The organism is Rhodococcus sp. 14-2470-1b (genome assembly GCF_002259415.1).
Taxonomy (GTDB): domain Bacteria; phylum Actinomycetota; class Actinomycetes; order Mycobacteriales; family Mycobacteriaceae; genus Rhodococcoides.
In genome coordinates, this window is sequence record NZ_NPFY01000012.1 from 21,047 (window position 1) to 45,039 (window position 23,993).

Sequence of the window (23,993 nt, forward strand, 5' to 3'; positions counted from 1 at the left end):
GGCATGTTGGTCTCATGACAGAAACGGATGTGTTCTCGGCAAGTTCCGAGGCGGAGGTCTGCGAGATCGTGCTCGGCAGTGCTCGTCATGGATTCGCGGTGATCGGCCGATGATCATGGACGAGAAGTTCTGGGACGACATGCACTTGGGCAACGGCTCCGGTTGGAGCGGCAATCCCAATCCGGTTCTCGTGCAGCAGGTCGCGGATCTGAAGCCAGGCCGTGCGCTGGACATCGGCTGCGGGCAGGGCGACGATGCGAGATGGCTGGCGTCGAAAGGATGGACCGTCACGGCGTCGGACATCTCGTCCGTTGCGCTTGCTCGCGCCGCCGAGCGCGCGGAGGGCACCGGGGACATCACCTTCGTCCACGCGGACTACGTTGCCGAGGCGCCGGCGGTCGCGGCATTCGACCTGGTGACATTGCATTACTTCGCGATTCCCAAGGCGAATCCCGCCGCGGCTCGCGCGATCGCCGACGCCGTCGCGCCGGGCGGGACTCTCCTCGTCGTGAATCACGACGTGGGTGCCGACCAGGAGTGGAACGGGATCAAGCCGTCGGACTTCTTCGAGCCACACGGCATAGCCGAGCTCCTGGACGAGTCGTGGACGGTCGAGATCGACGAGACACGTCCTCGAACGACTGCTCCGCCCGAGGGGGCGCATCACACCCACGACACCGTTCTCCGGGTCCGTCGGCTACATCGCGCGCCCGCCTAGGTGTTCGGCGAGGAACTTCTCGACCGCACGGTAGAACGTGATGTTGTTCTCCGGATTGACGAATCCGTGCCCTTCGTCGTCGAAGACGAGGTAGTCGACCTCGACGCCCCTCGCTCGAAGCCGCTCGACGACGTTGTCCGATTCGGCCTTGACCACACGGGCATCGTTGGCGCCCTGGGCGATCATGAGCGGGCGGGTGACGTCGTCGAGCCGCGAAATCGGTGACCGCGCAAGCATGTCCGCTTCCTGCTCCGGGATCGCGGGGTCGCCGACGTACCGGTACCAGTTGTTGACCAGTCCGGGCCGCGCGAACGCCGGTTGTGTGCGCATGAAGTTGGCGAGGTCGGACACCCCGACGTAGTCGATCGATGCCGCGAACACCTCCGGCGTGAACGTGGCTCCCACGAGCGCCGCGTACCCGCCGTAGGACCCGCCCATGATCGCGACGCGGTCGCGATCGGCGTAACCCTGGGCAACAGCCCACTCCACGCCGTCGACCAGATCGGTGTGCATCTTGCCGGCGAATTCACCGATCGCTGCCTGAGTGTGTGCTTTGCCGCATCCCGTCGATCCGCGAAAGTTGATCTGCAGCACGGCGTACCCGCGATTGGCAAGAAATTGCACACCTGGCGTGTACCTCCACGCGTCCCGATACCACGGTCCGCCGTGGACGAGAACGACCATCGGCAAGTTCGCCGGTTCGACACCCACAGGGAGCGTCAGGTACGACGGCAGCGGCAGTCCGTCGCGGGCCTCGATCGTCACCGGTGTCATATTCGCCATGTCACGCGAGTCGAGGTGCGGATACGGCCGGAACAGCATCCGGCTCTCACCCGACTCGTGGTCGTAGAAGTACGTGACGTTGGGGTCACGGTCGTGCGTGAAACCGACCACCCATTTATTGCCGGAGTCATCGGAGGACAGGGCTCCCACGTCACCGTCGGACAAGGCCTCCACGTTCTTCAGAACCTCGGCGAAACCCGCATCCACCGCGTGTATCACCTGCCGCTCACCGAGGTACCGCACACCGATCAGCTCACCCGTCGCCCTGCTGAAGATCAGGGGCGAGCCACTCTGTTCGACAGCACGCCGAGACGCATCCAGCTCCATGCTCGGATGACTGTCGACGACGGTCTCCTCGCCCGTCTCCAGGTCGATGCGCGCGAGCACCGTCAGATCGCTGTTCGTCACGGAGTCGATCAACACTCCCGTGCCGTCGGCGGTCGGGTGCGTCAGCGTCACGCCGTACGGATAATCGGAACCGTCGAAGGTCGTCACGTGGATGACATCGTCGGATCCCGCGCGGCGACGGGAAATCTTCATGTGGCCCTGATCGGTGAACTCGGACAGCAGGAGGTCGCCTCCGACGCCTGCACTCCAGCCCGTCCCCGGTCCCGGGCTCTCGCCGATGACCGTCAATTCTCCTGTGGAAACGACTAATTCGTACAGATCGAACTCGGCGAGGCTCCGCGCGTTCATGGCGAGAGTGAACACGCCGTCCTTCTCGCGGGACTGCTCCAACGAGTACACCCTTGACCCGGGGAACGGGGTCAGGTCGACGGCGGCGGCATCCGGGTCGTGCAGATCGACACGAAAGACGTGGTGGTTCTCGTCTCCACCGGAATCCTGAAGGTACAGAAGCCAACGCGGGTCATCCGTCCACCGATAGTCGAGCACACTTCGTACATCGTCGGCGGTGACACAGCGCGCTTCGGAGCCTTCCTCGAGGTCTTGGATCCACACGTTCAGACGGTTTCGCCAGGGCGCCAGGTAGGCGATCCTGCTGCCGTCGGGCGAGATCGACGCCCCGGTGCGCTCGGGCGCGCCGAAGAAATCCTCGATCGAGATCAGGCCGGGTGCAGTCATGTCTTCTCCGTTTCCTTCGTTCACATCGATGTCCATATCGTTTCCATGTCGAGAATCTTGTTGTGCCGCAGCGTGAGTGCACGTTCCATCGCGGCGACGATGCCGGCGAGCAACAGGGGCGTGTTCGCCCACACGGGTAATTGGATCGGCGAGACGAACGTTCCGAAGCGTTCGGCCACCACCGGAATTTCCGTCACGATCTCCAGAGCGAACGGAACCGCCAGAATCAGGTTGACGATCAGAAGAACGATCGCCACCCACCCGATGACCCTGCTGAGAACCGGGTGACGCTCGCCCAGGCGTCGGCGTCGGTCTTCGAGCGTCCCTCGCACCGGCGTGAGCCTGCGCCCGACGCCGTCGCGTCTCGAGAAATGAACCCGGGTGACGCCGTAGAGCGACGCGGCGACGTCGATTCGGCCATCTCCGACGGCGAACGACGCGGGCAGGTCCAGCGTGGACACAAGCCGCCCGTCCGCATAGAGCTTGGCTACGTCGTCGTCGGCGATATCGACCTCGACCGTGTACCGAGTCCCGGCGAGGTCGAGCTCGTACAGGTACCTGTTCAGTACCTGCCACGGCCGCAACGGCGTCAACTTCCTCATGACTCCGAAGCCTTCCGGACCTGCTCGCGTCGGGGCAGTGCGCGCGGTCACCGGTTCTGGTTACAACGTCACGGATCGGCAATGACGAATGTCATGACGACGGTCGGAATACAACGAAGACGACGCGAGTTGGTTAACACGTTCGCAATCCGGGTACCGATCACCAGCTCAGGCACGTTAGCCTCAGTGGTCATCGAAACCATGCACCGAGGAGTTCTCTCTTGACCAGTCGACGTTTACGAGGCCGCGGTATCGCGGCTGTCGCTGCGGCGCTCGCACTCACGCTCGGGGCGGTCGCCTGCTCGAGTGACAACAGCTCGGGCGGGACCGGGGAGAACGCACTCGCCGGTTCCGACCAGCAGTCTCTCGACAAGTACACCACCGAGGACGTGACACCGCTCGATCAGATCGACACCGCGAACCTCGGGCTCATCAAGCCTGGAACGCTGTATGTCGGCACGCTGTCCGACGCCCCGCCGAACATCTTCATCGACGAGGCAGGCAACTTCACCGGCTTCGACAACGAGCTGCTGAAGGCCGTTGCTGCGAAGCTCGACCTGACCGTCGAGTTCTCCGCCACCGAGTTCTCCTCGCTGCTCGCAGCGGTCAACAACAAGGTGTACGACGCCGGATCCTCGTCGATCTCGACGACGGACGCCCGCCGCAACACCGTCGGGTTCACCAACGGTTACGACTTCGGTGAAATGGCGCTCGTCGCGAAGAACGACTACGCGGTCAAGACCATCGCCGAGCTGGACGACCAGCAGCGCATCGGTGTCGTGCAGGGCACGGTTCAGGACGACTACGTCACCAACACCCTCGGCATCGAGCCGGTTCGCTTCCCGGACTACAACACTGCGTACGCGAACGTGAAGTCCGGCCAGATCGACGCGTGGGTCGCCCCGTCGCAGCAGGCTTCGGGTCAGGTGAAGGCCGAGGACGGCGTCGCCATCCTGGAGAAGACCATCAACACCACCAACTTCACGGCGTTCGCTGTCGCGAAGGACAACCAGCCACTGATCGACGCGCTGAACTCCGGCCTCGACGCTGTGGTGGCCGACGGCACGTGGAGCACCCTCGAGAAGGAGTGGTACCCGGACCGCGAGGTTCCCGCGGACTGGAAGCCGGGCAGCAAGGCGTCCACCCCTCCGGCGAACTAGAACATGAGCACACTGTCGAATCTGTACGACACGTTCTTCGACTGGGAACTCATCTGGGACACCGTTCCCAAACTGATCACCGTCGGATTGCCGAACACCCTCATCTTGGCGGCGTCGTCGGGGGTCATCGGTACGGTGATCGGGCTCGGGCTGGCGGTGGCGGGTATCTCCCGCACCCGCTGGCTCCGGTGGCCGGCGCGGGTGTACACGGACATCTTCCGTGGCCTGCCCGCGGCGGTCGTCATCCTTCTCATCGGCCTCGGATTCGGGCCGACGCTGACCGAGTACACCGGTAGCCGCAGCCCGTTTCCGCTCGGCATCCTGGCGCTGTCGCTCATGGCGGCGGCGTACTTCGGCGAGATCTTCCGCTCCGGCATTCAGAGCGTCGATTCCGGCCAGCTCGAAGCGTCGCGGGCTCTGGGTTTCAGCTACCGCAAGTCGATGACACTTGTCGTCGTGCCACAGGGCATCCGCCGCGTCCTTCCTGCGATCGTCAATCAGTTCATCTCGCTGATCAAGGACAGTTCGCTGATCTACTTCCTCGGATTGCTCGCGTCGCAACGTGAGTTGTTCCGAGTCGGCCAGGACACCGCCGCGCAGACCGGCAACCTGTCACCGTTGCTCGCGGCAGGCGTGTTCTATCTGTTCCTGACGATTCCGCTGACCCACTTGGTCAACTTCATCGACAAGCGGCTGCGATCGGGCAAGGCCGACACGTCGGGAACGTTGGATCCGGTGGAAAAGATCATTGCGGTGGAGAGGTAGTCATGTCTTCGGTTTCATTGACCGGCAACGATATTCACCTTGCGTTCGGTACCAACAAGGTGCTGCGCGGAGTCAACATCCATGTCGACGCAGGCAAGACCACGACGGTCATCGGCCCGTCCGGTTCCGGAAAATCCACACTGCTGCGCGCACTGAACCGTCTGCACGAGCCGGACCAGGGCGACATTCTGCTCGCCGGCAAGTCGGTACTGCAGGACAATCCGGACGATCTCCGTCAGCGCATCGGCATGGTCTTCCAGCACTTCAACCTGTTCCCGCACAAGACCGTTGCCGAGAACATCGCGCTCGGACCCCGCAAGCTGAAGGGTCTGTCGAAGGACGCAGCACGGGCCGCCGCGCTCGAACAGCTCGAACTCGTCGGACTGTCCGCAAAGGCCGATTCACGTCCCGGCAACCTCTCCGGAGGCCAGCAACAGCGTGTGGCAATCGCCCGAGCTCTCGCCATGAAGCCCGAGGTCATGTTCTTCGACGAGGCCACCTCCGCGTTGGATCCGGAGCTGGTCAAGGGTGTTCTGGCACTGATGGCCGACCTCGCGTCCGGTGGCATGACAATGGTCGTCGTGACGCACGAGATGGGCTTCGCCCGCTCGGTGTCCAACAAGGTTCTGTTCATGGACCACGGCAGTGCCGTCGAAACCGGAACTCCTGATCAGCTGTTCGACGATCCGCACACAGATCGTCTCAAGCAGTTCCTGTCCCAGGTTCTGTAGCCCTACGTGAGTGGAAGTTAGGTAAGGCTCGTTGGTCGTGACTTCACCATCACGTTCCTTTACCTTCGCTTTTGACTGACACTCTCCCCGTTCATGAAGCTTCTCCCTATTCTCTCGGTTCATGACGGCAGTTCCTCGCGATCGAACCTGACGTGCAAGTACAAGTGCGGCGACGCGTGTTTCCACGAGGTGCCGAACACGTCGAAGGGTCAGTACTTCGGCGACATCGTCAAGACGGCGATGTCGAGGCGTGGTGTGCTGCGCGGCGGCGCGATGGCCGTCGTCGCGGTCGGTGCCGGTGGTGTTCTCGCCGCCTGCAGCACGGACGAGCCTGCAGCCACCGGTTCTGCCGGGGCGACGGACACCCCGCCCGTCGACGGCGTCGACTTCACCGCTGTCGCGCCCAACACCGAGGACGCCGTCGTCGTCCCCGAGGGTTACGAGCAGGGCATCGTCATTCGGTGGGGCGATCCTGTGCTCGAGGGTGCGCCGGAGTTCGACTTCGACAATCAGACGGCAGCCGCGCAGGCCATGCAGTTCGGTTTCAACAACGACTTTGCGGGCCTGCTGCCCATCGAGGGAACCCCGAACGCGTACTTGCTGGTGGTCAACCACGAGTACACCACCGAGCCGTTCCTGTTCAAGGGATACGACGAGGAGAACCCGACGCGCGAGCAGTTCGACATCGCGCTTGCCGCACACGGTCTTTCGGTCCTGCAGGTGAACGGTGAGTCCGGATCCGGCAAGCTGACTCCGGCGTTCAGCCAGTACAACCGTCGTATCACCGGCACCACCGAATTCGTGATCACCGGCCCCGCCGCGGGCAGCGATTTCCTCAAGACCTCCGTCGACCCGACCGGAACCACGGCATTCGGCACGTTCAACAACTGTTCCGGTGGCCTGACGCCGTGGGGCACGGTGCTCTCGGGCGAAGAGAACATCAACCAGTACTTCGGCAACGCCGAGTCGGTCACCGATCCCGTCGTCGCCGAGCGTCTCGCGCGCTACGGCATCGAGGGAGCCGCGAGCGATCGCAAGTGGGAGCGCTTCGACAAGCGATTCGACATCGCGCAGGAACCCAACGAGGTCAACCGATTCGGCTACGTCGTCGAGGTCGATCCGTGGGATCCGAACTCCACTCCGATCAAGCACACCGCGCTGGGCCGCTTCAAGCACGAGGCCGCGACGATCTACGTCACCGACGACGGCACGGTCGTCGCCTACAGCGGTGACGACGAGCGGTTCGACTACATGTACAAGTTCGTGTCCAGTCGAAAGATGATGTCCGGCAACGGGCAGGCCGCCATGAGGCACAACCAAACCATCCTCGACGCGGGCACGCTCTACGTGGCCGTGCTCACGGGCGATGCACCCGACGCCATCGACGGCAGCGGAACCCTTCCGCCGTCGGGCAAGTTCGCCGGTAAGGGTGAGTGGATTCCGCTGCTCCGCACCGGTGAGGACGGACGAGGAGAGTCCCTCGTCGACGGCATGTCCGCCGAAGAGGTCGCGGTCTTCACCCGACAGGCCGGCGACAAGGTGGGCGCCACGAAGATGGACCGCCCGGAGGACTTCGAGCCCAATCCGGTCACCGGCAAGGTGTACGTGGCACTGACCAACAACACCAACCGAGGCACCGAGGGCAAAGCCGCAGCCGACGAAGCGAACCCGCGTAACAAGAACAAGAACGGTCAGGTTCTCGAGCTGGAAGACGACCATGCAGGCACCACGTTCGTGTGGAACCTGCTCATCGTCGCTGGTGACCCGAACGAGGCGGACACCTACTTCGGTGGCTTCGACAAGAGCCAGGTCAGCCCGATCTCCTGCCCGGACAACCTCGCGTTCGATTCCAAGGGCAACCTGTGGGTGTCGACGGACGGCAACGCTCTCGATTCCAACGACGGCCTGTTCGCGGTGGTCCTCGACGGCGACCGTCGCGGCGAGACCCGCCAGTTCCTGACCGTCCCTGCCGGCGGCGAGACCTGCGGGCCGATCATCCAGGACGAGCGTGTCGTCGTCGCCGTGCAGCACCCGGGTGAGTTCGACGAGGCGTCTGCCGACAACCCCATGTCGCACTGGCCCGACGGTGGCGATTCCCAGCCCCGCCCGGCCATGGTAGCGGTCTGGAAGGTCTAGCTACCCAGGACTCGTGACGCACGCCCCCGCGGAAGGCGCGCACAGCCCACAGGGCTGTGCGCGCCTTCTGCATTGTTAGGTCTCATTCAAAAAATTGACCACATCTGTGAATTCTCTTCACAGTCTCGGCCAGGGCCGGGGTTCGGTTGACCTCGGGTAACGGTTGTGTAAACCTCGAATCCTCAGACCTAGCGGGTGGGACCTTCGTCACAGAGCGAGCGGCGTTTCGGGGCAGCGCACGCCACGTCCGGTTCCGAGCCTCCGCCAACCACGCTCCTTCGACCGAGAGAGCACTACTGTGGATTCGGCTGATTCAGTTGCGCTGAGCAGGACCGACACCGGGCACACGCTGACGTCCGCGCCGTTCCCGCTCACTGCTGCACAACGCGGGCTGTGGTTCGCCCAGCATTTGATGCCGGACGTTCCGATCACCATCGCGAACTACATCGACGTCCACGGTGAACTCGACGGTGACCTGATGCGTGGGGCGGTGGAGCAGGCTGCGGCCGAGCTCGGCGCAGGCTCGCTACGCCTGGTGGAAATCGATGGTGAACCACACCAGTACATCGACAAGTCCACCCGTCACGAGTCGACGGATCTCGATTTCACCCAGGAGCCCGACCCCGAGGCCGCGGCGATCGACTGGATGCAGGCCGCGTACTCGCAACCGATCGACATCATCGAGGGCCCGCTGATCCGAGCTGCGACACTGCGCGTCGGCGCCGATCGCACGTTCTGGTACTCACACGTCCATCACATCGCTCTCGACGGCTACGGCGCAGTTCGGCTGATGAATCGGGCCGCGGAGATCTATACGGCAGTTCAGGCAGGTGAGTCGCCGTCGGTCTCGAAGGCGGGCGCACTCGAGGACGTCTACGCAGCCGAGGACGAGTACCGTTCGTCGTCTCGCTTCGAGAAGGACCGCGAGTACTGGCGGGAGAAGACCCGCGGGCTGCCCGCGCCGGTGTCACCGTCGGGCATCGTCGCACCACCGGCGCCGCGGTCGCGGATCTGCGGAGAGCCGCTACCGCAGACTCTCGAGAAGGCACTCACTCGCGCAGCGGACAGGCTCGGATCGGCATTCGCACCGTTGGCCGTATCCGCCGTAGCTGCTTTTCTGTCCCGTCTGACCGGCAACGACGACATCGTTCTCTCGCTGCCCGTTGCCGGACGTACGACGGCGGTGCTGCGACGCTCGGGCGGCATGGTGTCCAACGTCCTCCCGATCCGTGTGCGCATCGCCCCTGGGACGACCGTCGCGAGCCTCGTCGACGCTGTGCAGCTGGAACTGACCGGTGCTCTGCGGCACCAGCGTTACCGCGCCGAGGACATTCGACGCGACGCCGGTGCCAGCCAGGAGCACCGCGGGTTCTTCGGCACCGCCATCAACATCATGGCGTACGAGCGCGAGGTCGGATTCGGCGGCCGGACGGGGCATTTCAACGTCCTGTCCACGGGCCCTGTCGAGGATCTGTCGGTCAACATCTATCCACCTGTCGACGGCGGTGGTTCCCGTATCGACTTCGAAGCCAACCCCAACGTCTACAGCGCCGAGGCGACCGAGGACCTGTACCGCCGCTTCGTCCGGCTTCTCGCGCAGTTCCTTCACAGTGATCCGGAGTTCACTGTCACCGATCTCGACCTGCTCGATGCCGCGGAAGTCGACGCCGTCGTTCCTGCGCGCGGCGAACCGGGCGAACCGCCGCAGCTTCTTCCGGACATCCTCGCGGCGGGTGTCGCGCGGAACCCGAACGGCACTGCTCTGGTCGAGGGCACCACCGAACTTTCCTACGCAGAGCTCGATCAGCGCAGCAACACCGTCGCCCGAGCTCTGATCGCCCGCGGCGCGGGGCCGGAGTCGGTGGTGGCCGTCGCACTTCCCCGTTCCATCGACTCGGTCGTCGCGTTCTGGGCCGCAGCGAAGACCGGCGCAGCCTTCGTGCCGATCGATCCGACGTATCCGGCCGAGCGGATCGGCCACATGGTCACCGATTCCGGTGTCCTGGTGGGCCTCAGCACCACAGCGTTGGCGGCCTCGCTTCCCGACGCCGTGCACTGGCTCGGGATGGACGACCCGAGCTTCACGAGCGAGCTCGAGACACGCTCCGACGCACCGATCTCCGACGTGGACCGGCGGTCTCGACTCTGTCTCGATCACACGGCTTACATGATCTACACGTCGGGATCGACGGGGACACCGAAGGGCGTGCTCGTCGGCCACCGCGGTCTCTCCGTGTTCACCGCCGCTCAGCGCCCGGAACTCGCGCTGACGACGAACTCCCGCGTCCTGCGGTTCTCGTCGGCCAGTTTCGACGCCTCGGTGTTCGAGATGCTCGCCGCGTTCGGCGCCGGAGCCACGATGGTCGTCGCGCCTGCAGACGTTCACGGCGGCGGCGAACTGACGGAGCTGCTCAGGCAACAGGCGGTCACGCACATCGTCACTGCTCCTGCACTGCTGTCGACCGTCGAGGTGGAGAAGGTCGAGTCGTTGACATCCGTCGTCGTCGGCGGTGACGTCTGCCCACCCGACCTGGTGGACAGGCTACGGTCGCGAGCCGAGCTGCGGAACAGCTACGGCCCCACCGAATCCACCATCGTGATCACGATGACCGAACCCCAGACGGACCCCCGGGGGATCACGATCGGGCGGCCCTTGCAGGGCGCGTCCGCCGTGGTGCTCGATCGGTGGCTTCGGCCCGTGCCGGTCGGTACGAGTGGCGAGCTCTACGTCGGCGGACCAGGTCTGGCACGCGGCTACCACAACCGTGAGGGGTTGACGTCGACCCGCTTCGTCGCGGATCCGTACGGCTCGGGTCAGCGCCTCTACCGCACCGGAGACGTGGTGCGGTGGCGGGCGTCGGGCACAGCGGACATGGATCTGGAGTTCATCGGCCGCAGCGACTTCCAGGTGCAGCTTCACGGCCTGCGAATCGAACTCGGCGAGGTCGACGCCGTTCTGTCCTGGCATCAGTCCGTGGACTTCGTCGTCTCGACGGTGGCCCAGCGCGGCGACCGATCCACCCTCGTCTCCTACGTCAAGGTCAAGCCCGGTCACGAGTTCGATCGCGACGCTCTCATCGCGTTGGCGTCGGAATTCCTTCCGCGGCAGTCGGTTCCTTCCCTTCTGGTCGAGATCGACTCGGTTCCGATCACGCCGTCGGGCAAGGTCGACCGTTCTGCCCTGCCGGATCCGCTCGCTCACGTCGACACCGTTCCGTTCCGCGCCGCGAGCGATCCGGTCCAACAGATCATCGCCGACGCAATGGCGGAGGTGCTGGGCAAGGAGTCCGTCGGCGTCGACGACTCGTTCTTCGCTCTCGGCGGCGACAGTATCGTTGCGATCCAACTTGTCTCGCGCGCCAAGGCATCCGGTGTGGTGTTCACGCCACGGGACGTCTTCGAACGGCGCACCGTTGCCGGCCTCGCCGACGCAGCAGTCAGCGACGCCGACCGGGTCCGGCTCGAGGAACTGCCGGGCGGCGGGGTCGGCGACATGCCGCTTCTCCCCATCGCCAGGAGCGTCCTGGCGCGGGCCGAGCAGCCGTCGGACCTCGACAACTTCCATCAGGCTCTCGTACTGGTCGCGCCGTCCGATCTGAACACCGAGGATCTGGTCGCCGCGCTGGCCGTGCTGATCGATCACCACGATGCGCTGCGGGCACGACTCGTCGACGACAGTCTCGTGGTCGGACCCGCCGGATCCGTGGATGCTGCGGGCTTGGTGTCGATTGAATGCTCGACTGTGGATTCGGGGGGCGAATCGGGGACCGATCTCGAGGGCGTCATCGCTCGCGCCGGTGCACGTCTGCGGCCCCGAGATGCAGTGATGCTCCAGGTGGTTCACGTGACCGACGCCGACTGCCCACGGATCGTGCTGGTCGCCCATCACCTGGTCGTCGACGGTGTGTCGTGGCGCATTCTTCTGCCGGATCTCGCCACCGCCTACGCGCTGCGCGACTCCGGCCCGACTCTCCAGCCGGTGGAGACCTCGTTCCGCCGGTGGGCTCATGCTGTCGACGACCTCGCGTCGCACGACGCCGACGCGTGGCGTGTACTGCTGAGCGGTGAGAACGCCCTGCTCGGTTCGCGCCCCCTCGATGCGCGGGATACCGGGGCCACGACTCAGCTCGCCCAGCTGAGCGTTCCCTCCGACGTCACGCAGGCGCTGCTGGAACAGCTGCCGAACCGCTATCGGATGGGTCCCGAGGACGCCCTGCTCACCTCCCTGGCCATGGCCCTGCGGACGTGGAGGGGCCCGGCGTCGCACCTGGTGTCGATCGAAAGCCATGGCCGCGATACCGATTCGGTTCTCGGTGCGGACCTCACCAGGACCGTCGGATGGTTCACCTCGACACATGCTGCGCGTATCGAGGCGCCGTCCGGTTCCGATGCAGCCTCGATCGTCAAGGCGGTCAAGGAACAGCTGCGGAGCATTCCCACCGAACCCCAGATGTTCGGTATCCTCTCTGCGCGTGGTGAATTCGTCGATTCACCAGAGCCACGGATCAGCTTCAATTATCTGGGCAAGGTGCCGGGGGGATCGCTGGATCAACCGTGGACACCGGACCTGACCGTCGGCAACGACGTCGGCAGCGGATATGCCCTGCGGACCGCGTACGAGCTGGACATCAACGCACTGGTCCGCGACGGCTCGTTGGTCGTGCGCATCGGATTCCCGACGGGTGTGCTCGACGCCGCCGATGTCCGTCGTCTCACCGATCTGTGGTCCGATGCCATCACCGAGCTCGCGGAGCACGGCCGGTCCGAGGGCGTGGGGGAGTTGACGCCGAGCGACGTCCCACTGGTGACCGTCGACCAGGCTCGACTGAACCTGTGGCACAGCGAGTTCGGCAACGTCTCGGACGTGTGGCCGCTCACCCCGTTGCAGCGGGGTCTGATGTTCCACGCCGATCTGATGCGCGACGGGGTGGATCCGTACACCGCGCAGATCGTCTTCGATCTGTCCGGCGTCGTCGACGGTGATCGACTCCATCGTGCCGCGCAGCGTCTGCTCGATCGTCACGAGAATCTACGCACCGCGTTCGTTCACGATGCCTCGGGTCTTCCTGTCCAGCTGGTTGTCGACGATGTGGTCGTCCCGTGGCAGGAGGTGCAGACGGACGATGTCGCTGCGACCGTCGCGGCGGAACGCAGCCGACGCTTCGATCTCGCTGACGCACCGCTCATCAGGTTCGCCCTGGTGCACGGGCCCGCGGGTACTCGCTTGGTGGTCACCAACCATCACATCCTGTTCGACGGTTGGTCCATGCCGATCCTGATCAAGGAACTGCTGGTCCTCTATGCAGCCGACACGCAGATCGGCGTTCCCGTCCGTAGGTACCGGGACTTCCTGGCGTGGTCGAGTGCTCGTCGCTCCGACTCGGATGTCGACCGCTGGGCTGCGCACCTCGCGGGCGTCGACGGCCCGACGTTGCTCGCGGGCCCACACGTTCCCAGTGGTCGGTTGCCGGAGGACGTGGACGTTCGCATCGACGGTTCCGTTCTGGCGTCGATCGCCCGTACGTCGAACGTCACCGTCAACACCGTGGTGCAGGCTGCGTGGTCGATCGTGTTGTCCACCGTCCTCTCGCGTGACGACGTCGTGTTCGGTGCCACCGTGTCCGGCAGGCCGGGTGATCTGGCCGGTGCCACCGAGATGCTGGGGCTGTTCATCAACACACTCCCGCTTCGCGTCTCGATCGACGTGCAGGACACCGTCGAGTCGCTGACCGAGCGGGTGCAGCGCGAGCAAGTGGAGCTGTTGGACGTCCACCACGTCGGACTCGCCGAGATCCACGCGGCGGCCGGGCGGAGCGCGGACTTCGACACTCTCGTGGTGTTCGAGTCCTACCCCGTCGATCACAGCGCACTCGACGCCGCGACCGACATCGCGGGCATGGCGGTCCGCGGTATCGACGTCTCCGATTCCACGCACTATCCGCTCACTTTGGTGACCGTGCTCGAGCCGACTCCGACGATGACGTTGCGCTTCTCGCCCGACGCCTTCTCCCGCGGTCAGGTCGCGACGTTCGCCGACCGTCTCCAGCGGGCCATCCGGGCCATGGCCGACCGGCCTCGGGGGCGCGTTCTGGACATCGACGTGCTCGGCGAACTCGAGCGTCAGGCAGTCACCTCGGACTGGGTGGCGACGGAAGTCGACTGTGGCACCGACACTCTGCTGGAACTGCTCGGCCGAGCGTCGTCGGTGTACGGTACGTCCACCTGTGTGGTGTACGACGGCCACTCGTTGACGTACGACAACTTCGCCGCCCGCGTGCACTGTCTGGCTCGCTACTTGATTCGGTGCGGAATCGGCGCCGAGTCCGTGGTCGCGGTGTCTCTACCGAGGTCGATGGACCAGCTCGTGGCCATCCATGCCGTCGTGCATGCCGGTGCGGCGTATCTGCCTCTCGACGACACCTTGCCCGCGTCACGCATCGCCTACATGATCGACGCTGCATCTCCTGCACTGATTCTCGGTGCCGATATCGAGACATCGGTGCCACGTGCAGACCCGCGCACCCTGGATCTGTCGGCATTCGCCACCGGACCCATCGCCCACCACGAGCGACCCACACCGGTTCACCCGGACAACACCGCGTACGTCCTGTTCACCTCCGGCTCGACGGGACGGCCCAAGGGCGTCGCGGTGTCGCACGCGGCCATCGTCAATCGGTTGCTGTGGATGCAGGACACCTACCCGTTGGACACGTCCGACGCCGTCCTGCACAAGACACCGGCCACGTTCGACGTGTCCGTGTGGGAACTGTTCTGGCCCCACATCGCCGGCGCCAGGACGGTCATCGCGGAACCCGGTGGCCATCGCGACCCCAAGTACCTCTCGCGGCTCGTGCGAGACGAGTCGATCACCACCGCCCATTTCGTTCCGTCGATGCTCGACCTGTACCTCGACCACGGCGATCACGAGGACACCGGATCACTGCGCCGGGTCTTCGCCAGCGGTGAAGCGTTGAGCCGCCGAACCGTGCAGCGTTTCCACGGCATGCTGACCGCGGAACTGCACAATCTCTACGGTCCCACCGAGGCCGCCGTCGATGTCACGTATCACCGCACCGACGGCGCGGAGACCGGGCCGGTACCCATCGGGGTTCCGGTCTGGAACACCGGGGTCCGAGTGTTGGACAACGCGCTTCGAGTCGTTCCGATCGGAAGTGTCGGTGAGCTCTACCTCTCCGGTGTGCAACTGGCACGCGGCTACACCGGCAGAGCAGCCCTCACTTCCGAACGGTTCGTCGCCGATCCGCACGGCGACGGTCGGTTGTACCGCACGGGCGACCTCGTCCGCTGGACCCTCGACGGAGAACTGCACTATCTGGGCCGCAACGACTTCCAGGTCAAGCTTCGCGGTCAGCGCCTCGAACTCGGCGAGATCGAAGAAGCCCTGTTGCGCGCCGAGGGCGTCACGGCCGCCGTGGTCACCGTCCACGGCGAAGGGACCTCGGAGAAGCTGGTCGCCTACGTCTGCGGTGACGCCGATGCAGACGACATCCGAGCACACGCCGACGCCGAACTACCCGCGTTCATGGTTCCGACGGTGTACGTGCCACTGGCTCGTCTGCCATTGGGCCGCAACGGAAAACTCGATCGAACTGCCCTGCCCGAGCCGTCCGTCGGCCAGGCCGAGGACGTCGCACCCGACGGTGCGGCCGAGACGGCCGTCGCGCAGATCTTCGCCGACGTGCTGGGAATCGACAGCGTCGGTGTGACGGCGAGTTGGTTCGAGCTCGGCGGCAACTCGCTGACCGCCACGCAGGTGGTAGCGCGCATGAACGCGGAACTGCACGCCGATCTCGGTGTCCGAGACCTGTTCGAGGAACCGACGGTCCGCGGCCTGACGAGCCGGCTGAGCCGCATGTCCCGCGGCAGTGGCGGTCCCGCGCTCGTCCCACAGGTTCGGCCGGCGCACGTTCCACTCGCCCCCAATCAGCACCGGATGTGGCTGCTCAACCGGTTCGACCCGGCCTCGGGTGCGTACAACATCGCCGGTGCCGTCCGGCTGACCGGTGTGCTCGACGCCGACGCACTCGTCGAGTCGGTGTTCGACGTCGTCGACCGTCACGAAGCGCTTCGGACGTTCTACCCCGACTCCGAGCCCGGGAAGACCACTGCGACGGTCGGCCCCCGTCAGGTCGTCGTCGACTCGGATTTCCTCGACGTGAGCATCGCGAACACCACCGAGAGTGGGTTGTCGGGCGCCGTGGCAGGGCTCGCGGTCCGCGGCTTCGACGTCACCGAACGACCACCCGTGCGCGCGGCGATTCTGCGTCTCGCCGCAGACGATCACGTGCTCGTCGTCGTCACCCATCACATCGCGGCCGACGGATGGTCCATGCGGCCCCTGGCACGTGACGTGATGATCGCCTACACCGCACGTGCCGCCGGAACTGCAGGCCCAGGTTCGACACCCCGAAGTTCAACACCTAAGTGGCCGCCCCTCGAGGTTCAGTACACCGACTACACGCTGTGGAAGATCGAGTCGCTCGGTTCCGAGCAGGATCCGGAATCCGTGGCATCGCGTCAATTGTCCTTCTGGCGAGAAGAACTCGCAGGTATCGCCGATCACCTGCCGCTGCCGATCGATCGGCCTCGGCCACCGGCCGCATCGCATCGAGGCGAGACGGTCGCGTTCTCGGTGGCCCCCGACACCCGACGCGCACTGAGCGAGCTTGCACGGCAGTCCGGTGCCACCGAGTTCATGGTTCTCCATGCTGCGTTGGCAATCATGCTCGCGAGAGTGTCCGGAACGTCCGACATCACCGTCGGAACACCGGTGGCAGGCCGTGGAGACCGGGCCCTGGACGATCTCGTCGGAATGTTCGTCGGCACGCTGACTCTGCGGTCGCACGTGGATCCGGCCGTGCCGTTCGCCGATCTTCTCGCGTCGGTACGCGACCGCGACCTGGCTGCCTACGGCAACGCCGACATCCCCTTCGATCGCGTCGTCGAGGAGCTCACCCCGGTCCGGTCCACCGCGCATCATCCGCTGTTCCAGGTGATGCTGTCCCTCGAGGATCCGGTGCCGACGGTCGAGCTGCCCGAGCTGACGGTCGCCCCTCTCGCGCCGGTCGGCGCAGTGGCGAAGTTCGATCTGCAGCTGGCGTTCGACTCGGAGGATCTGTCCGGAACCCTCACCTACGCAACCGACCTCTTCGACGCCGGTACCGCTCGATCCTTCACCGAGTTGTTCCGGACGATCCTCGACGCAGTGGTCGCCGATCCTCGGACGATCGTCGGCGACATCGACCTGGTGTCCGTCGACCCGCTTCGCGGTACGCCGTCTCTGCGACACCGCACGCTGCCCGATGCCCTGTCCGCAGCCGTCGTCTCGTCCGCCGGCGGTACCGCAATGGTCTCCGGCTGCGTGTCCATCGATTACCCGGCGCTCGACGACGCATCGACGCGCATCGCCCGTCAGCTCATCGCGCGCGGAGCAGGCCCCGAGACCGCGGTGGCGATCGCGCTGCCGCGCGGCATCACCGCGATGACGATGCTGTGGGCGGTGGCCAAGACCGGCGCCGCGTTCGTGCCCGTCGACCCGCGCTACCCGCTCGACCGGATCCTGCACATCGTCGCCGATTCCGGTGCACGCCTGGGTATATCGGACAGCAACGGTATCTCGGACAGCAACGGTATCTCGGAAACAAACGGTGTCTCGGAAACAAACGGAAGCTTCGGTTCGGAGGTGGCCGGTGTCGACTGGATTCGTCCCGACGAGCTCGATCCGACTCTCGGCTCGGCGTTTCCCATCACCGACCGCGAACGCAACAGCGCACTGAGCCCCCACCATCCGGCCTACGTCATCTACACCTCCGGATCCACCGGAACGCCGAAAGGTGTGTCGGTCACCCATGCCGGTCTTGCCAACCTCGGTGCAGAACTGGTCGAGCGTCTCGGTCTCGACAAGAACAGTCGAACACTACATTTCGCCTCACCCAGTTTCGACGCGTCGATCCTCGAACTGCTCCTGGCGATCGGCAGCGGCAGTACGATGCACATCGCCGATCCCGAGATCTACGGTGGCGCCGAGCTCGCAGCCGCACTCGACGGCGTCACCCACGCGTTCCTGACGCCCGCCGCTGCCGCAACGATCGACCCGGATTCGGTACCGAACCTCCGCGTCCTCGTCGTCGGCGGAGAAGCGTGCGGCCCGGATCTGATCTCCACCTGGGCTGATCGGGTGGCGTTGTTCAACGCTTACGGTCCGACGGAGAGCACCGTCGTCGCGACGATGTCCGACCCGATGATCGCCGACGCGCCGATCCGAATCGGCTCCCCGATACGAGGAGTCGACGCATACGTGCTCGACGCGCGCCTGCATCCGGTGCCGACGGGAACAGTCGGCGAGCTCTACCTCGGCGGAGGCGCTCTCGCCCGGAGTTACCACGGCAACCCCGCAACGACGGCGACGGCCTTCGTCGCCAACCCGTTCGACCCGCGCGGGCATCGGCTGTACCGCACCGGCGATCGCGTGCGGCGCGTCGGCGACGCCCTCGAGTACCACGGGCGCATCGACCACCAGGTCAAGATCCGCGGGTTCCGCATCGAACTCGGTGAGGTCGACGCCGTCCTGACCCGCCACCCCGGCGTCGAACAGTCGGTGTCGATCGTTCACGCGGACAGTGTGGTGAGTTACATCGTCGTCTCCGACGCGGTGTCGGGAGTACATGCAGATCCCTCCGACGTCGTCGAGCACGCGCGACGGTCGCTGCCGTCCCACATGGTGCCGCAGGCCGTCACGATCATCGACGAGGTGCCGCGCACGCCGACCGGAAAGACCGACCGCACCGCGTTGCCGGAGCCGGTGTTCGCGACCCGCGAGTTTCTCGCTCCTCGAACGCCAACGGAAACGATCGTGTCCGAGGTGTTCGGGGCGGTGTTCGGCGTTCCACGCATCGGTGTGGACGACAACTTCTTCGACCTCGGAGGAAGCTCACTCGTCGCCACGCGAGTCATGGCGCACGTCAACGAGCGGGTCGGACGGACACTGCCTGTGCGCGCGCTGTTCGAAGCCCCGACGCCTGCGCAGCTGGCAGTGACGATCGACGCCTCCGAATCGTCGGCGCTGCCTGCGCTGCGCCCGGGACCGCGTCCCGACGTGATCCCGTTGTCTGCCGCGCAACGCCGAATGTGGTTGTTGAACCAGGCCGAACCGGCCTCGGCGGCATACAACATCGCGTTCGCCGTGAGGTTGAGTGGAGACCTCGATGCGGATGCGTTGGCCGCAGCCCTGCGTGACGTACTCGATCGGCACGAATCGCTTCGGACCGTCTATCCCGTCTCCGAAGACCCCCATCAGGTGATTCTTCCGGCCGACGAGGTCGAACTCGATCTCACGCCTCAGGACATCGACGAATCGGCCGTCCTGGCCTCGGCGGCAGCGGTACTCAATCGCGGATTCGACGTGACAACAGCAGTGCCGCTGCGCGGCAGTGTTCTCCGCACGTCCCCGACCGAGTACGTACTGCTTCTCGTCGTTCACCACATCGCGGCGGACGGACTGTCCATGGGCCCGCTCGCCCGCGACGTCGTCACCGCGTACGCGGCCCGAACACACGGCGCGCCCGCGCCGTGGGAACCGCTGCCGGTGCAGTATGCGGACTTCGCACTCTGGCAGTCGAACGTTCTGGGTTCCGCGGACGATCCCGAGTCCGTCCTGTCCACGCAGCTCGACTACTGGCGTACCCGGTTGGACGGGCTACCCGACGTCCTGGATCTGCCCACGGACCGGCCGCGGCCTGCTGTCTCGTCGCAACGCGGTGCCGAGGTGGCGTTCGACATCGACCCCGCCGTAGCGTCGGCGATCAAGTCGCTTGCCCATCGCCACAGCGCCTCGGTGTTCATGGTCGTCGGCGCGGCGTACGCAGTCCTGCTGGCCCGCTTGTCGGGTACCACCGACATCCCGATCGGCACCACTGTGGCGGGTCGAAGCGCAGGCAGCCTCGACGATGTCGTCGGCATGTTCGTCGGAACCGTCGTTCTGCGCAACGAGATTCGGCCGGCGGAAAGCTTCGCCGATCTCCTCGACAGGGTGCGCAGCACCAACCTCGAAGCACTGGAGAACGCCGACGTGCCGTTCGAGCAGGTCGTGGAAACACTGCGTCCGACCCGCGCGACGTCCCACTCCCCGCTGTTCCAGGCGCTGCTGGCGTTCGAACCGGATCGGCCGTCGATGCTGGAACTACCCGGCCTCACCGTCTCGGAATTCCCGTACGAATCCGGCGTCACGCGATTCGATCTCGCGCTGACACTCCGGGAGACGGCAGGCGGCCTCGGTGGTTCCCTGCGCTACAGCACCGACCTGTTCGACGCCGCAACCATCGAGGGCTTCGTGGACCGGTTCGCTCGGATTCTCACGGCAGCAGTGGAGAACCCGACGCAGGCCGTCGGCGACATCGACATCCTCGGCCCGCGCGAACACGAACCGGTCCGCGGCCGCGATGCCGTCAGCCCTCGTACGCTCACGCAGTTGATCGGACAGGCCGTCGCGCAGAATCCCGACGGAGTCGCCATCCGATGGAACGGGGAGGACCACACCTACCGCGAGGTCGACGACGCGTCGACCCGACTGGCCCGGGTACTACTCGGATACGGAATCGGCCCCGAGACCGTCGTCGCGATCGGGCTTCCCCGCTCGTTGGATTCGGTTCTGACCGTCTGGGCCGTGACGAAGACCGGCGCCGCGTACGTGCCCGTCGACCCCGCATATCCGCGGGATCGACTGCAGCACATGGTCTCCGATTCCGGAGCGGTCATGGGAATCACGCTCACCTCGCACCGCAGTGCGCTGCCGGGAGATATCACCTGGCTCGAACTCGACGACCCGGAGATCAACAGCGAAGTGGAGCGGGCACCGCGTCACGCCGTCGCAGCGGAGGAGCTGAACGGCGTCGCCGGACTCGACAGTGCGGCGTACATGATCTACACGTCCGGTTCCACCGGCCTGCCCAAGGGAGTCGTCGTCTCGCACCGCGGGCTCGCGAACCTCGCCGAGTCCAGGCGCGAAATTCACCGCATCGAACAGTCGTCGCGGTTCCTGCACAACACCTCACCGAGTTTCGACATGGCCGTCGGGGAGATGGTGTCCGCGCTGTCCGCAGCCGCAACGCTGGTGGTGTCCCCACCGGAGATTCTGGGCGGCGAAGAACTGGCCGCGTTCCTGCGCGACGAGTCCGTCACCCACACGTTGACGACTCCATCCACCCTGTCCACGCTCGATCCGAGCGACCTGGACACCGTGCAGGTCGTCTGTGTCGGCGGCGAGGCGTGCAGCCCCGAGCTGATCGCCCGGTGGGCGCCGGGCCGAATCATGGTGAACGGCTACGGACCCACGGAAGCCACGGACATATCGACACTCGGCGAGATCACCGCCGACGCCCCGATCGACATCGGCAGGCCTGTCGCGGGCCTCGTCGCTCACGTTCTCGACGGACGCCTCCACCCGGTGCCCGACGGCGTCCCCGGCGAGCTGTACGTCGGCGGCCCCGCCGTCGCACGTGGCTATCACGGCCGGGCAGGGTTGACGTCGACACGATTCCTGGCGGATCCGGTCAGCGGCGGCCGCATGTACCGAACCGGGGACATCGTTCGTCGCACACCCGACGGTCGGCTCCGATACAGCGGACGCAGCGACACGCAGATCAAGATTCGCGGGTTCCGCATCGAGCTCGGTGAGATCGACGCCGCACTGTCGACTCACCCCGGTGTCGACTTCGCGGTGACCGTCGGCCATGGCATGCCGTCGGGAGAGACGGTCCTCGTCTCGTACGTCCTGGGCGACCGAGACGCGGTGCAGGGTGACGCGGTGCAGGGTGACGCGCTGCGCAGCTACCTGCGGAAACGGCTGCCCGGATTCATGATTCCGGCGTCCGTCACGTATCTGACGACCGTCCCTCGCACACCGACCGGAAAGCTCGACGTCGGTGCGCTTCCACCACCCGACTTCGGCCGCGACGCCGGCCCGAACAGACTCCCGTCCACGGCGACCGAACGGCTCGTCACAGAAGCATTCTCGGAGGTACTGGCAGTGAACGACATCTCGGTGACAGACGACTTCTTCGAACGAGGCGGGTCCTCGCTCACGGCGATGCGTGTGCTCAGCAAGCTGAGGGCATCGACCGGCACCGCTCTGTCCCTGCAGGCACTGCTCGCCGAACCTACACCGGAATCGATTGCGACACTGTTGGACTCCGGATCCGACGGCAGCTCGTCGTTCGACGTGGTGTTCCCGATCCGCACCACCGGTGACGGGGTGCCGCTGTTCTGCATCCACCCGATCGTCGGACTGTCCTGGTGCTACAACGGATTCGACAAGTACACCGACCGGCCGATCTACGGCATCCAGACCCCAGCTCCGTCCGACCTGCCGAACAGCCTGGACGCACTCGCACAGCGTTACATCGACGAGATCGAGAAGATCCTGCCGAACGGCCCCTACCACTTGCTCGGATGGTCACTCGGCGGAACGATCGCCCACGCCATGGCCGTCCGCCTCCGGGCCCAGGGCAAAACCGTCGGCTCTCTGGTGCTGCTGGACAGCCATGCAGTGCAGAACCAGGATGTCTGGGAGACAGAGCTTCCCGCGGCAGACCTGCTCGACGCCGTCGGAATCGCCATGCCCGGTATCGACGGATTCGGACCGGCCGGGGGGCAGCGCATCCGCCTCGATTCGCTCCCGTCCCTCGTCGCAGGATCGGGCATAATCGAGACACACGAAGTGGAACGGCTGATCGCCGCCGCACGACACAACCACGAGTTGGCCGTCGGGCACACCCCCGGCGTCTACGACGGTGACATCCTGTTCGTCAGTGCCGGCCACGAGGAACTGCACGGACTCGCGACGTGGCACCCGTACGTGACCGGGGACATCTCGAACTTCTCGGTGTCGCACTCGCATTGGCAGATGACGTCGCCGTCCGCTTTGCGCGCAGTCGGCCCGCTCGTCGCACGGCACCTCGAGGTCCGCGCATGAAGGTAGTTCTCCGGCGAGCCCTCGTGATCGTCGCCGCCGCTGTCCTGATGGGACCGACGTCGGTCGCGTTCGCCCAACCCGAGGCGCCCGGCGCCGTGAGCTCCGTCGACCACATCGAGAAGATCAGCGATCGACGATGGGATGTGCACGTCTACTCGGCGTCGATGGACCGCGTCATCCCACTGCAGGTCCTCCGACCCGCGGACACCTCGGCACCGCGGCCGACGCTGTACATGCTCAACGGCGCAGGCGGGGGCGAGGACGGCGCGAACTGGCTGAAGCAGACCGACATGCCGGAGTTCTTCGCGGACAAGAACGTCAACGTCGTCATCCCCGTCGGTGGTTACCTCAGCTACTACACCGACTGGGAGCACGACGATCCCGGTCTCGGACGGAACAAATGGCAGACCTTCCTGACCGAGGAACTGCCGCCCGTCCTCGACGACGCACTCGGGGCCAACGGCGTCAACGCGATCGGTGGCTTGTCCATGTCCGCCGGCAGCGTCCTCGATCTCGCGATCCAGGCACCCGGCCTCTACCGCGGGGTGGCGTCGTACAGCGGGTGCGCGCAGACATCGGATCCAGTAGCACGCAACTTCATTCGCACTCTCATCGCCGTACGCGGCAAAGGCGACACCGACAACATGTGGGGTCCCGACGGTGATCCTCGCTGGGTCGAGCACGACCCGTACGTCAACGCCGAGGGGTTGCGTGGTCTGGAGCTGTTCGTCTCCAACGCCACCGGGCTGCCCGGGCCGCACGAGATGCCGAACGCCGTGCGCCCGGTCGGTTCACCCCCGCTGCAGGAGCAGATTCTGCTGGGTGGGGTGATCGAAGCCGTCGCGAACGGATGCGCCGAACGGCTGCAGCAGCGGCTCGGTGAACTGGGTATTCCAGCGCAGTTCGACCTGGGGCATCCAGGAACACACTCATGGCTGTACTGGCAGGACGCGCTCCGCGCATCCTGGCCGACCCTGGAACGGGCGCTGGCCGGCTGAGCCGTTCCACGTTCGCGCAAAATCCGTA

At 65.6% G+C, this 23,993-nt stretch carries 7 protein-coding genes and 1 pseudogene; 6 read left to right on the forward strand and 2 right to left on the reverse strand.

The annotated features are described in order from the left end of the window. Nucleotides 1-109 precede the first annotated feature (109 nt). Nucleotides 110-718, forward strand: a complete 609-nt coding sequence (locus CH293_RS10145) for a bifunctional 2-polyprenyl-6-hydroxyphenol methylase/3-demethylubiquinol 3-O-methyltransferase UbiG (RefSeq protein ID WP_094720119.1) — start codon at nt 110-112, stop codon at nt 716-718. Here the strand turns inward: CH293_RS10145 and CH293_RS10150 are convergent. Then, nucleotides 698-2,584 carry a S9 family peptidase gene (locus CH293_RS10150; RefSeq protein ID WP_217900751.1) on the reverse strand — a complete coding sequence of 629 codons (1,887 nt, stop codon included), beginning with the start codon at nt 2,582-2,584 and terminating at the stop codon, nt 698-700. The two genes, CH293_RS10145 and CH293_RS10150, sit on opposite strands and share 21 nt — an antisense overlap. A gap of 20 nt (nt 2,585-2,604) precedes the next feature. Further along, nucleotides 2,605-3,186 carry a hypothetical protein gene (locus CH293_RS10155; RefSeq protein WP_141217166.1) on the reverse strand — a complete coding sequence of 194 codons (582 nt, stop codon included), beginning with the start codon at nt 3,184-3,186 and terminating at the stop codon, nt 2,605-2,607. 221 nt (nt 3,187-3,407) lie between these two features. Between CH293_RS10155 and CH293_RS28545 the strand changes: the two are divergent. From CH293_RS28545 to CH293_RS10185, 5 genes and pseudogenes are all read left to right on the forward strand, one after another. Beyond that, nucleotides 3,408-5,111, forward strand: a pseudogene (locus CH293_RS28545) (ABC transporter substrate-binding protein/permease). Between the two features lie 2 nt (nt 5,112-5,113). Then, nucleotides 5,114-5,842, forward strand: a complete 729-nt coding sequence (locus CH293_RS10170; protein ID WP_037140929.1) for an amino acid ABC transporter ATP-binding protein — start codon at nt 5,114-5,116, stop codon at nt 5,840-5,842. 93 nt (nt 5,843-5,935) lie between these two features. Further along, nucleotides 5,936-7,978 carry a PhoX family phosphatase gene (locus CH293_RS10175; protein ID WP_037109865.1) on the forward strand — a complete coding sequence of 681 codons (2,043 nt, stop codon included), beginning with the start codon at nt 5,936-5,938 and terminating at the stop codon, nt 7,976-7,978. Nucleotides 7,979-8,276: 298 nt separating this feature from the next. Then, nucleotides 8,277-22,967 carry a non-ribosomal peptide synthetase gene (locus CH293_RS10180; RefSeq protein WP_094720122.1) on the forward strand — a complete coding sequence of 4,897 codons (14,691 nt, stop codon included), beginning with the start codon at nt 8,277-8,279 and terminating at the stop codon, nt 22,965-22,967. Then, the gene (locus CH293_RS10185; RefSeq protein ID WP_176459967.1) at nt 22,964-23,965 is read left to right on the forward strand and encodes an alpha/beta hydrolase family protein; all 1,002 of its coding nucleotides are present in this window, start codon (nt 22,964-22,966) and stop codon (nt 23,963-23,965) included. The genes CH293_RS10180 and CH293_RS10185 overlap by 4 nt, the downstream gene beginning before the upstream one ends. Nucleotides 23,966-23,993: the final 28 nt, after the last annotated feature.

Bases quoted from the DNA above. Each gene is read 5' to 3' on its own strand.
- CH293_RS10145 (WP_094720119.1), top strand. From the start codon at position 110: ATGATCATGGACGAGAAGTTCTGGGACGACATGCACTTGGGCAACGGC.
- CH293_RS10150 (WP_217900751.1), bottom strand. From the start codon at position 2,584: ATGACTGCACCCGGCCTGATCTCGATCGAGGATTTCTTCGGCGCGCCC.
- CH293_RS10155 (WP_141217166.1), bottom strand. From the start codon at position 3,186: ATGAGGAAGTTGACGCCGTTGCGGCCGTGGCAGGTACTGAACAGGTAC.
- CH293_RS10170 (WP_037140929.1), top strand. From the start codon at position 5,114: ATGTCTTCGGTTTCATTGACCGGCAACGATATTCACCTTGCGTTCGGT.
- CH293_RS10175 (WP_037109865.1), top strand. From the start codon at position 5,936: ATGAAGCTTCTCCCTATTCTCTCGGTTCATGACGGCAGTTCCTCGCGA.
- CH293_RS10185 (WP_176459967.1), top strand. From the start codon at position 22,964: ATGAAGGTAGTTCTCCGGCGAGCCCTCGTGATCGTCGCCGCCGCTGTC.